Genomic DNA, 11,908 nt, shown 5'->3' with positions numbered 1-11,908 from the left:
GTTGATTTGAGATTCATATGCAAAGTCGTAACAATGTCCGCGACAGGCAGGATTTTCTGTTGAGTTTCCGTTTGCGCCTCTCAGAAAACGGCCGACCATTTCCAAGTGAGTCGACATCCGCGTCTGTCACCTGATTTCAAATCCATTGGAGCGGCTTCAAACGCTCTAAGGCGATCCATAGTTTGTTGTGAAGTGGCTTCTGAATACAGGAATGATTTTCCTGAGTTCCCGGTCGTTTTGTTTTCGGTGATGGATGTCGCAACTCATTCTTCGACCGCGCGTCGTCGAATTGATATCGCGGACTTCTTCCCCGTTGGTGGATATTGACTGAGAGTGTTGCGGTTTTGACGGATCGTCATGAGCAGTTCGCCCTCTGTATTTGGTGGCCTGCCAGGAGTGAACGCCTTCGGGTGAAAGAAGTTGAATGGCTACGCTTCAGATCGACAAGATGCTCGAAACGGTCGTCCGGGAGCGAGCCAGCGATTTGCATATCACCACGGGGCAGCCGCCCGTGTTGCGAATGGGCGGCCACATGGTTCGCCTCGAAACGAAAACCCTGACCGCCGAAGACACCGTCGGTCTGATGAAGAGTATTACGCCGGAACGTAATCAACAGGAGCTGCAAGAGGTCGGAGGAACCGACTTCGGATTTGCGTTCGGCGACAAAGCTCGATTTCGTGTCGCGGTGTTCAAACAGCGTGGCCATATCGGGATGGTGTTGCGACGAATTCCGAACGAGTTTCTCTCGTTTGAACAGCTCGGGCTTCCACTCGTCATTCGCGATCTGATTATGCGGCCTCGTGGATTGTTTCTGGTGACGGGGCCAACGGGTAGCGGCAAGACGACCAGTCTGGCCAGTATGATCAACTACCTGAATGATACGACCGACCACCACATTATTACGCTCGAAGACCCCATCGAGTATTACCATCAGCATAAGAAATCGACCATCAATCAGCGCGAGATTGGTGTCGACGTGCCGGACTTCCCCGAAGCGCTGCGTCGTGCTCTGCGAATGGACCCCGACGTGATCCTCGTCGGTGAAATGCGAGACTTGGCGACGATCTCGTCCGCCATCACCGCCGCTGAAACGGGCCACGTGGTGTTCGGAACGCTGCATACCACCGGTGCTCAGGGAACCGTCGACCGAATCATCGACGTCTTTCCCACTAGTCAGCAAGAACAAATCCGTACGCAGTTGTCGGTGGCGATCATCGGTATTCTCTCCCAGGCGTTGCTTTCGCGCAAGCCCAAGGGAGTGGTCGCTGCTTATGAACTGCTCGTGGTCACCCCCGCGATCGCGAACTTGATTCGTGAAGCGAAGACTTATCGTATTAATTCGTCGATTCAAACCGGACGAAAGTTCGGGATGCAGTTGCTCGACGATGCGTTGTTCAGCTTGTGGAAGAACAACATTTGCGAAGAAGACACGGTTGTGATTCGTTCGAACCAGCCTGGTGAATTGAAGGCCCGAATTGCCAGGGCCAAAAAAGGGTTGCTCGACGAAGAGGACGAAGAAGAAGACGGTGAAGGCGAAGAGAGCTGATGAGTCGCTGCTGAGCGGTATTTCGCTCAATGTCTTCGGCAGTGATCAGTGAGCGGACGGGGCGAACTGTGGTTCATTCATCATGGTTCTATCGAGGCTTTAGCAAGAACGTGATCTGAAATGGCTCAGCGACGGCTCGGTCAAATTCTCGTTGACTTGGGATATCTGACAGAAGATCAGCTGTGGGATATTCTCGAGGCGCAGAAGCAGAGCGAAGGTGAGATCCTTGGCCAGGTGGCGATCCGAATGGGATTCGTCAACGACGCACAGGTCACCGAAGCACTCGCCGAGCAGTGGGGAATGCCGGTCGTCAATTTAAACGAGACCACGATTCCTGCGAAGGCGTTGGAACTCGTCCCGCAGACGATGGCGGATGTCTACAAGATCGTCCCGATCTCGCTCAAAGATGGCGTTCTGACCGTTGCGATGGCCGACCCGCAGAACCTCGGGGCGCTCGACGACCTGCGAAGCATGCTCGGCGTTGAGGTTCGTGGAGCGGTTTCGAATGCGCGCGATGTGGATGCCGCGATCGCACGTCAGTACGCTGGCCGCGAAGAGAGCATCGAAGACATCATCAGCAAGCTCGAGGAAGATGCTCCATCGGGTGGCGGTCGCAGTGATCGCGTCCACGACTTGTCTCCTGACGGCGACGAAGCGCCCATCCGCAAGCTGCTGAATATGATCCTGCTGCTGGCGATCAAGGATCAGGCCAGCGATATCCACTTTGAGCCGTTTGAAGATGAGTTCCGGGTGCGGATCAAGGCCGACGGCATGCTCTACGAGCTCGTACCGCCACCCCGGCATCTGGCGAACTCGATCGTGTCTCGAATTAAGATCATGTCGGAACTGGATATCGCCGAACGTCGTCTCCCCCAGGACGGTCGTATCGAATTGAATGTCGGTGGTCACTCTGTCGACTTGCGCGTGAGCGTGCTGCCCACGCTGTTCGGTGAGTCCGTGGTTATGCGAGTGCTCGACCGAACGGTTGTGCAGTTGGATTTGAACAAGATCGGTATGGACGCGACGACGCTCACGCGGTTCCGTTCGGTCATCACGCGTCCCAACGGCATCGTGCTTGTGACCGGCCCCACGGGAAGCGGCAAGACCACGACGCTGTATTCGGCGCTCAATGAGCTCAACGACATCGAAACGAAAATCATCACGACCGAAGACCCCATCGAGTATGACATCGATGGTCTGCTGCAGGTTCCGGTGAATCCCGATATTCAGGTGACCTTCGCGACTGTGCTGCGCGCGATCCTGCGTCACGATCCCGATACGATTCTGGTCGGTGAGATTCGCGACTTCGAAACGGCGGAAGTCGCCATTCAAAGTGCGCTCACGGGGCACCTGGTGTTCAGCACGCTGCACACGAACGACGCTCCCAGTGCCATCACACGATTGCGCGATATGGGTATCGAACCGTTCTTGATCACGGCGACAGTCGAAGCGGTGCTGGCTCAGCGATTAATCCGGCGGATTTGCTCGGAATGTCGTACGCAATTTGAACCGAGCGACGAGCTGTTGATGGAATTGCAACTGCCCATCGCTCAGGCCCGACAATACAAGTTCTACTACGGACGTGGTTGTCAGCGTTGCAACAACGCAGGCTACAAGGGCCGTGGTGGAATCTATGAACTGCTCGACGTGACCGACGATATTCGTGACTTGGTCTCGTCAAACGCGAGCGTGGACGACATTCGTGACTTTGCCCGCGGACAGGGGATGACGACTCTGCGTGAGGCCGGACTCAAGCTGATTTTTGATGGTGTCACCACAATTGATGAAGTTGTGCGCGAAACCGTCATGGAAGATGCAGGTTAATCAGGTCAAGGTGCAATGCGTCTGTGAAGCGACGCGGGATTCAACAGTTGATCAATGTTGGTGCTCTGCACTGCTGCATTGCCGAAACAAATCAGAGTTCGGCGCGAGCGAAGTCACTAACAAAATAAAAATGGAAACGTTTCAAGTCAGCCTGGCAGACAAGACCCAGTTGATTTGTTGAGTGATCCAGCGAACGGGCGCAAGCGAATTTGATCGGAGACGGGCGATGCCGACATTCCAGTACGAAGCGATGGATAACACGGGTCTTGAAGTCAAAGACACGATCGATGCCGCCTCGGAACAAGAGGCGCAGTCGAGGATTCGTGAAAAGGGATTCTTCGTCACGAAGATCACCGAAAAGGGGCGTGGCAAGAAGACCAAGACTGACAACGCCAAGACCAAAGGGGATGGCAAGACTCAAGCAGAAGCCAAGAAGAAGCCCGCTGCCAAACGTAAGAAGGGCGGCGGTTTCTCGATCGGCGGCGTTAGTGGCAAGAAGCTTTGTACCTTCACTCGCCAGTTGTCCACGCTGCAGGATGCCGGTCTGCCGATTCTGAGAAGCTTGCGAATCCTCGAAGCGCAATCCAAACCCGGGCCGCTGAAAAGCTCGCTGCTCGGTGTGATCGATGATATCGAGTCCGGCAGCACTCTGTCGGAAGCGATGGCCAAACAGCCCAAGGCGTTCGACAACCTGTACGTCAACATGGTGAAAGCCGGTGAGGCCGGTGGTGCGCTGGAAGTCATCTTGCAGCGTTTGGCCGAGTTCAAAGAACGGTCGGAAAGCCTGAAGCGAAAAGTGAAAGGCGCCATGATTTATCCTGGCGCTGTGATCACGGTCGCGACGTTGATCGTCGGCTTCATCATGTATTACATCATTCCGAAGTTTAAGAAGATCTTCGACGACTTTAATACGGAACTGCCCGAAATCACCAAGGTGCTCATTGGCTGTAGCGATGCGGTGGTGAATTACTGGTACCTCGGCCCCGTGATCCCGCTCGCGCTCTGGTTGATGATCAAAATCATCAAAAAGAACAAGATGGGTGCGTTCGTGGTCGACTGGCTCTCACTGAAAATACCGCTGCTCGGATTGATCATCCGGAAATCGATCATCGCGAGAACGTGTCGAACATTGGGCACGCTGGTTGCATCTGGTGTCCCGATCCTCGAGGCGTTATCGATTACGCGTGATACGGCGGGGAACGCAGTCTTTTTCAAAGCGTATGAACACATCATCGCTGCCATTCGCGAAGGGGAATCGATGGCGATCCCGCTTCGTGAAACACGCACGGTGGACGAGATCGTGGTGAACATGGTGGACGTCGGTGAAGAGACGGGTGCGCTCGACACGATGCTCTACAAGGTGGCGGACGTGTTCGACGAAGAGGTCGGTGTGCTTGTGGAAGGCCTGGTGAACCTGCTCGAACCGCTGATGGTGGTCATCCTCGGTTTGATCGTCGGTTTCATCGTCATCGCCTTGTTCATGCCGCTGATCAAATTGCTCAACGATTTGGCGTAGTGCCGGGCCGCTTGCAAGCGGGACTCGAACGACGAGTCCCGCACGGGTCGAGAGGGCTCCGCAAGATGACCATCGCGAAAAGATCACTGCATTGAACACCACGATCGAGGCGACGACAGTCGAGGCCACGAGTACAGAATTACGACGATTGAGTAACAACGTGAAATGAAGAACGACTTCTGTGGATGGCCCGAGCGGGGCTGTCGTAGAAGTCGGAATGAATCAGGGATGGCTGAGCCCCCCTGCTCCACCTCAAGGACGAATGACATAACAACCTGTTGAGATCACACGGACAGGCTTCCGCAGGATTCGAAGGCATCGTGCCCAATGGTCCGAACGCAGAGTCTGGCCTTCGATGGCTTCAGCAGACTGATAGAGTGAGGTTTTATTCGCGATTCTGAATCTGATGTCCGGATCACCCGGGCCGTCAAAGCGCCGCCGAGATCGTTCGAGAACTCGTCGTCGCCTTGTTGAATCATGGATTCAGGATCAACCCTGAGCAACTGTTTGAAACGACAAAGACTGTTTCCGCAGCGCTGTGAAGCCTCGCGTTTCATGGAACTGAGGAGCCTGTTTCGAGTCCGCTCGGCAGCTTGTCCGCCATCAAAGATCAAATCGTCATTCGATCGATCGTCTCCAAGCCAACCATCAGACCCAGGTCCGATGCCCCGCGATTCAAAATAGAAGATGTATCGCCCCGAAGAAATTGTCTTCACGCGACGCATCAGTGAATGTTGTTAGAAAACAATTCACGAACGCAAGTTTCGATATCACGTAAGTCCAGAGTTCAAAGCGGCCAAGCCCAGCGACCCTCAAGGAAAGAACCATGGTGCGAGTAAAACCATCCACCCCCACCAAAACCCGCAAAGGCTTCACGCTGATCGAGCTAATGATTGTGATCGTGATTCTTGCGGTATTGGCCGCTTTATTATTGCCGGCCCTAGGGAGGGCGCGAGGTAGTGTTCGGCAAGCAGCTGTAAGAGCGGAAATCACGAAGCTCGAAGGGGCAATCAACGCATTTAAGGCGCGATATGGCGTTGAACCTCCGAGTCGGATCGTTCTGTACGAGGATCCCTCGGTCGCCGGGGCATGGAACAATTCTCCGAACGCCGAGGCGCTGGATTCGCTCGCCACGCTGACTCAAATATGGCCTGAGTTTAACAAAGCTCTGCCTCGAGACTGGAATGGTGACGGCGACATGACCGATTCGAGGGCTGAATTAACGCAAGGTGAATGTCTTGTGTTCTTTCTGGGGGGCATACCTAACAATGGTTCGGGAGGTGTTGGATTTTCACCAAGGGGATTTTCAAAAGATCCAGCAAATCCAGCAGCTTTAGGGGGATCGCGAGAGGGCCCATTTTTTGAGTTTGACGTTCAGCGTCTCGTTGACGTAGGCGGACAAGTTGGCTTCCCAGAGTACAAGGACACCTTTCCTGGGCAAAGAAATCCGTACCTCTATTTTAGCTCTTATGATGGGGCGGGGTACCGAGAACAGCTTTCGGGGGTGACGTATCCCGAATATGGCTCAACTGGACCTTCAATCGCGTATCGTCAAGGCGCGCTGCTCATCTCGGCGACTTTTAAGTCAAAGTCATTCCAGATTATTTCACCTGGGCAGGACTTCACCTATGGCCCGGGTGGGCCTTACGTCGCGGGGGCGCAAGACCCCCTTCCGGGTTGGGCTACGTCATCTACTGCTCCAGCTGGTTGGGTAGGTCCAACCCTGAGTTTCAGCTCAGCTGATCGAGTATCGGAACGTGACAATATCACCAATTTCTCAAACGGTGTGCTGGCTCCATAAAAGAACGTACCTTGGCTGGTAAATACCCTTCAAGCTATTGAGGTGGTCTCGATTATGTGGATACGTTTTGAAAAGCGAAGTCGTGATTGTTTTCTTCATCGCGGCTTCACCTTAGTAGAGTTACTAATTGTAATCTCGATAATAACATTGCTTGCGACGATCTCATTTGCGGCATTCGCAAACTTCGTTGTTACATCCCGCGAAAAGGCGACCGCGAATACAATCAGCAAGATTGGGAGGATTCTACAACAGCGAAAGGAAGCGCTCGATCGATTGAATCTCAAAAGCACTGCGGCGCGGCTCGCGACTATCGATCTCTGGGGTGACTTCAGTATTCCAAATCTTGACGTCAAGACCGCTGAAGTCGTCGTCAGGAAGCAACGATACCAGTCTGCTTTTCCGCAACGTTCGGAAGAGCGTGGTTCGTTTAATGGGATAGCGTACGACGTCTACTTTAATTTACAAAGTCCACGTTTGAAGATTGAGAGTTCAGCACTACTTTATTTGGCGATTACTGAGGGCGAGACATTTGGTGCTCCTCAAGTAGATGACGACGCGTTTTTGTCTACCGAGGTTAAGTCAATTTCGGCCACCATTAATGGGACTCCCGTTGATATTAAGTACTTTGTAGATTCTTGGGGCGAGCCTCTGCGCTTCTATCGATGGCCAGCGAGCCTTGTACGTCCAGGTACTTCGCCATCTGCAGCCACTGATCCTCCGATTCCTCCGTCGTTGCCAGGGGTAAGTAGAACATTCACCAAGCTGCTTATGCCATCTGCGCCATCTCAAGACCCGTATAACGCAGGTACTGACCCGCTCGCGTTAGACTTTGATGACTCTGGTCAACGGCTCGCGGTGTATTTTCTCGGCCTGAATAATGCACAAAAGCTCGCGTTCCGATCAATGTTCAACTTGTATTTTATGGAATCGACTTTTTCCACGCCACTTGTCGTCTCGGCAGGGCCAGACCGTGCTCTAGGTTTGTTAGAGCCGAATGATTTGATCGGAGTAAATTCACTCGCATTTCCGAGCGGTGGAAGTGGAGGCGGGACAGCAGACCTGCTGGACAACATTACGAACTTGAACCTGCGAAGCAAGGGGAATTGAACAATGTTTCGCAAGAAAATGAGTGCGCAGTACACGCGGTTCCGTGGGTTTACCCTTGTTGAGCTTCTTGTTGTAGTCAGTATTATCGTTCTTTTGACAACAATAACTGTTGTATCGATTAATTTTAGTTTTAGCCGAGATCGTGTGCGTGCCGCCGCGCGGCAGGTGCAGTCATTCGTAGCAGGAGCACGAGATCGCGCAATTCATTCCAAAGAGCCGCGAGGGGTGCGATTCCTACTTAGCCCGAATGACCGTCACGTCGTTACTGCAATGCAGTATGTGGGAGCACCTGAACGATGGCTGCTTCAATGTCAATTAACGAGTCCGTCAAATTTAAAATTTCCCTCAAGTTCAACTGCAGCGTCGCTCGAGTCCGTCAGTTTATTGGCGGTTGGGTCTCAAATTGAGATTCCATCGGGTAGCGGGACGTTTTTGACGATTGCGAGCAGGTCTCACACAGATTCGCAGACGGTGACTCTCAGTAGTTCGAGTGCCGCATACAGCGGCGCACCAACAAACGTCACATGCTCACTGATTCTTCCCTCCTCACCGATCCCAGGTGCCGAGCCCGTGGAGTTGCCTCCCGGTGTTGCGATTGATCTCGATGGTTCACGAATTCCACAATCGTGGCGACCTGCGTCGACAAATAGCACTAACGACTATTCCCATAGAATGGATGTAATGTTTAATCCTCGCGGGAATCTCATTGGCGATGCCGCGGGATTTGGGCTAAATCACCTTTTGCTGGCGGATATCGGGGACATTGCACAGTGGCGCAACATAACGGGCCGAGTTCAGGCAGTTAATCCGAGTTCGGCACAATGGAGCCCGCCCGCGGTCCCAGTTAACCCGAGCAGTGGCCCAATGATTGTAAAGCGAGATCAGATGATTGTCTCAATCAACGGACGAACTGGCACTGTCGGCGTCTACGCCGTAGATGTTACGCCAAGTGCAAGTGGCACTAATGTGGCGCTTCATCCATATCAATTTGCTGAGACGGGACAGGTTGCCAAATAATGAATAACGATATTTCCAATATGAATCGCTGCCGTAGTGGCGTAACTATGAGCGAAGTACTTATCTCCATGATGATTATGGGGATCGGCGTTGTGTCGCTCGCCGCTATCTTTCCGGCGTCTGTTCTTCGCTCATTGCAAGCATCGCAGCTAACTAATTCCGCGATTCTTTCTGGAAATGCGAAGGCGCGAATCGAGTTTGATTCATCAATTATTGGAAACAGCACCTGGGCCGTACAATTAGTGTCCGGAAACTCCGGACTGAATGCGACAGACCCGCCAGTCAAGGCAATTATCGACCCATTTGGCGTCTTCCTCGGGATGTCCACGTCAATTGGTTCATTGCCTAGGAGGTCGGGGTTGGCCGCGGTAACGAAGCAGAATGTCGAAAGTCTCGCAGCGCTACCGGACAGTTGGTCATTGGTGCGCGAAGATCGGCTTGTCGGCGCTTACGTGATCGGTTCATATCAAGTAACAGTAGCAGCGCCTCCGGCAGAGCTTGTAAATATAAATCCACGTACCTACTCGGGCGGAGGTGTATCGAATCCGTCGTATCGAGTCGTCCTTATTGATTCAACAGGCAGAATTGCAACGCGGAGGACAATTCGCAGTATCTCGGGTTCGACTGTATCTTGGAAGGATACAGATCCGACGGCACTCGTTGAGCCAGATATACCTTTTGTTCCCGTGCGTGCAAGGATTGAAGTTCGTGAAAATCGATATACATGGATGCTTACTGTTCGCAAGCGCGCACTTGACTCATCATTAGCAGCATGGACCGCGGAGGCAGATCTGGCTGTCTTTTTCAATCGATCTTATAAGTCTGCGGATGAAGTCAGCTATCCCGCCGGGGTTTATCCTGCGCCAGGATTTGATGGGCAGTACGGTGTCGCGGGGCTTGATGATGATCTCGCATCTCCGCTCGCTGTCGACGATTTAAAGGAAGCAGGGTGGCCGGGGTCGGACGATTCGCGGACAATGCAGTTTGCCACTCTCCCACCGAATCTAAAGAAAGGTGGTTTCTTACTCGAGACCGGTGCGGCCATTTGGTATCGAGTCGTCAATATTGATACGAAGAACAGCTTGGTGCTGGTCGATCGCGATATCGTTGGATCGAATTTAACTATTGTGCCCATGAAGGGGGTTGTGCAGGTGTTTGAGCTCGGCAACTTCGCTGGCATTCAGTGACAGTCTCGATCTGTTCTTAATTACATGTTTGTAGCATGAGATGTTGTTCATCTGCCGGGATGCGATTATGTCTTTGATACTGTGTCGAAAGCGGGCACCTGGTGCAGTTCGAATGCGGCTCCCCGCCATCCGCGGCTTCACCTTGATTGAGATGTTAATATCGGTCGCATTAGTCTTGGTGGTAATGCTTCTGTTTACGCAAATCTTTCAGATTGCAACGGAGTCGCTCTCAAAGCAGCGAGGCTTAGCAGAAAATGATCAAAGAGCCAGGATGCTCGCGACAATTGTACGTAATGATCTTGCGAAGAGAACGTTCCAGGATGTTATACCGTTCGTCAATGGTCAAGACACGACACTGTTGGATTTAACCCGTAGGTCAGGTTACTTTTATTACGCGGAGAATAATCCCGCCGATGATACAGATGACGTTCTTCAGTTCACATCGCAATCTGTTAGGCATGCTAGGGGTATCGACGCCAGTCCATACACTGGAAAGGCAACTTTGCTCAATGGAACTAGTGCGGCAGTAATCAGTGAGGATGCTGTAGCTCATCAAGTAACCGTTTCGGCGAGTTACGACTTTAGTTCGCTTATGGCAAACTCAAGTCATATCTGGATTTCCGGGAGTGTGAACACTACAACGGGTTTCTCGAATGACGGACGATATTTGCTCGTCTCTCCGCCCGTTTACAATTCGGGGCCAGGCACGATCACATTAAATGTTGATTCGACGCAGCCTATCTACGTGATGGACGCAGCTACCCATGGAAAAGTTAGTATTACCGAGACTCAGCCTGAGCTTGATGATGGCATTTTCGGAAATTCGATTGGGCAGGGGTCTGCGGCGGAAGTCTCTTACTTTCTACGTGGCAACAATCTCTACCGTCGCGTTTTACTGATTCGTGGTGCCGATGTTGAAGGCGTTCAGCCCCGATTCGCGGACGGGAGTCCGGTCATCAGTGGTGGGTACTCATCGTCGTTCTGGAACGATTTTGACTACTCCGCATTTTGCTTTCGTGGTTGCAATACAGGAGCGGGGCTTGTTGGGTATGGTCCGCGATTTCATAGTGCTGGTTACTCGTTGAGTAACGATAGCAATCCACCGAAAGAGCTTGCTTTTAGTTCACCGCCTTCTTCCCCGCTATTGGCGCGCGATCAATTCAAAATTTTAAGCCTAGGCTGTCCTCAGGTTCGATTTGGACACGATCCTTGGACTGGGCTGCCCAAGGAGTTTGTAAATCCGGGCGCAGACGGTCAATATTGGACGAGCGATGACACCCTATTTATTGGGCGTTATACGCTGACGGAGTGTGCGGATCCGGCTTTTCGATACCCAGGTTCAATGACGGTCAATGCTGGGGATCCAACACAGGACCTAAGCCCGATCTCCATGAATCAGGCCTATACTTTGACAGATCAAAGTGTAGATGCATTCTCTGTGAACAATCTAAGGCGGGGAGAAGACTTATTGTTGAGCAATGTAATAGGGTTTGACGTCAAGCTATGGGATCCAACATGGAGTAGCGGCAGTTTCGTTGACCTAGGTGCTAACGCGTCAGGTACGTATGGCTACAATAGCTTGTTGAACACTCTCTATTGTCCTATTTCCGGTGCAGTCCCTGCGTCGTCCGACAAAAGATTTCGATACGATACCTGGCATCCCGCGGCCGAGGTAATTCAGCCTGGAAATCCTGGCACCCGCCGAAGTAGTCCGCCATTCATCAATAGACTTGATAGTAGCGGCACAGCGCAACTGCCTCTTGGTGCTATACAGGTCACTATTACCTATCGTGATCGATCGAGTGATCTAGTGCGGCAGCTTACTATTGTTCATTCGCTAATAGATCAGTAGCCCACGCGTTATTCGGCGTTAAGGCACGTGTGGCGCGGTAGGGGCAGAGTGAAGCATT

The 11,908-nt window shown here is 52.5% G+C and carries 8 protein-coding genes; all 8 read left to right on the top strand.

Going from position 1 to position 11,908, the window contains the following annotated elements; all coding sequences use genetic code 11:
- Positions 1-424 precede the first annotated feature (424 nt).
- The 8 genes from OSO_RS0138395 (at position 425) to OSO_RS0138350 (ending at position 11,850) form a co-directional block, all read left to right on the top strand.
- Complete coding sequence (locus tag OSO_RS0138395; RefSeq protein WP_010588036.1) at positions 425-1,546, top strand: type IV pilus twitching motility protein PilT; 1,122 nt, start codon at positions 425-427, stop codon at positions 1,544-1,546.
- 120 nt (positions 1,547-1,666) lie between these two features.
- Complete coding sequence (locus OSO_RS0138390) at positions 1,667-3,370, top strand: GspE/PulE family protein (protein ID WP_010588035.1); 1,704 nt, start codon at positions 1,667-1,669, stop codon at positions 3,368-3,370.
- Between the two features lie 226 nt (positions 3,371-3,596).
- Positions 3,597-4,886, top strand: a complete 1,290-nt coding sequence (locus OSO_RS0138380) for a type II secretion system F family protein (RefSeq protein WP_029247907.1) — start codon at positions 3,597-3,599, stop codon at positions 4,884-4,886.
- 826 nt (positions 4,887-5,712) lie between these two features.
- Positions 5,713-6,687: a type II secretion system protein gene (locus OSO_RS0138370; RefSeq protein WP_010588031.1), complete on the top strand. Its 975-nt coding sequence runs from the start codon at positions 5,713-5,715 to the stop codon at positions 6,685-6,687.
- Positions 6,688-6,741: 54 nt separating this feature from the next.
- The gene (locus OSO_RS0138365; protein ID WP_010588030.1) at positions 6,742-7,794 is read left to right on the top strand and encodes a pilus assembly FimT family protein; all 1,053 of its coding nucleotides are present in this window, start codon (positions 6,742-6,744) and stop codon (positions 7,792-7,794) included.
- A gap of 3 nt (positions 7,795-7,797) precedes the next feature.
- Positions 7,798-8,811: a prepilin-type N-terminal cleavage/methylation domain-containing protein gene (locus tag OSO_RS52775; protein WP_083843083.1), complete on the top strand. Its 1,014-nt coding sequence runs from the start codon at positions 7,798-7,800 to the stop codon at positions 8,809-8,811.
- A complete protein-coding gene (locus OSO_RS51230) occupies positions 8,811-9,998 on the top strand; it encodes a type IV pilus modification PilV family protein (RefSeq protein ID WP_157606149.1) in 1,188 nt (395 codons plus the stop codon). The genes OSO_RS52775 and OSO_RS51230 overlap by 1 nt, the downstream gene beginning before the upstream one ends.
- 112 nt (positions 9,999-10,110) lie before the next feature.
- A complete protein-coding gene (locus OSO_RS0138350; protein ID WP_010588026.1) occupies positions 10,111-11,850 on the top strand; it encodes a PulJ/GspJ family protein in 1,740 nt (579 codons plus the stop codon).
- Positions 11,851-11,908: the final 58 nt, after the last annotated feature.

This window comes from Schlesneria paludicola DSM 18645 (genome assembly GCF_000255655.1).
Lineage (GTDB): Bacteria > Planctomycetota > Planctomycetia > Planctomycetales > Planctomycetaceae > Schlesneria > Schlesneria paludicola.
The sequence above is the reverse complement of the archived record's forward strand: the minus strand, read 5'-3'. Positions and strand labels throughout refer to the sequence as shown.

Excerpts from the sequence above, each read along its gene's own strand:
- OSO_RS0138350 (WP_010588026.1), top strand. The coding sequence starts at position 10,111 with ATGCGGCTCCCCGCCATCCGCGGCTTCACCTTGATTGAGATGTTAATA.
- OSO_RS0138365 (WP_010588030.1), top strand. The coding sequence starts at position 6,742 with ATGTGGATACGTTTTGAAAAGCGAAGTCGTGATTGTTTTCTTCATCGC.
- OSO_RS0138395 (WP_010588036.1), top strand. The coding sequence starts at position 425 with ATGGCTACGCTTCAGATCGACAAGATGCTCGAAACGGTCGTCCGGGAG.
- OSO_RS0138370 (WP_010588031.1), top strand. The coding sequence starts at position 5,713 with ATGGTGCGAGTAAAACCATCCACCCCCACCAAAACCCGCAAAGGCTTC.
- OSO_RS0138390 (WP_010588035.1), top strand. The coding sequence starts at position 1,667 with ATGGCTCAGCGACGGCTCGGTCAAATTCTCGTTGACTTGGGATATCTG.
- OSO_RS0138380 (WP_029247907.1), top strand. The coding sequence starts at position 3,597 with ATGCCGACATTCCAGTACGAAGCGATGGATAACACGGGTCTTGAAGTC.
- OSO_RS51230 (WP_157606149.1), top strand. The coding sequence starts at position 8,811 with ATGAATAACGATATTTCCAATATGAATCGCTGCCGTAGTGGCGTAACT.
- OSO_RS52775 (WP_083843083.1), top strand. The coding sequence starts at position 7,798 with ATGTTTCGCAAGAAAATGAGTGCGCAGTACACGCGGTTCCGTGGGTTT.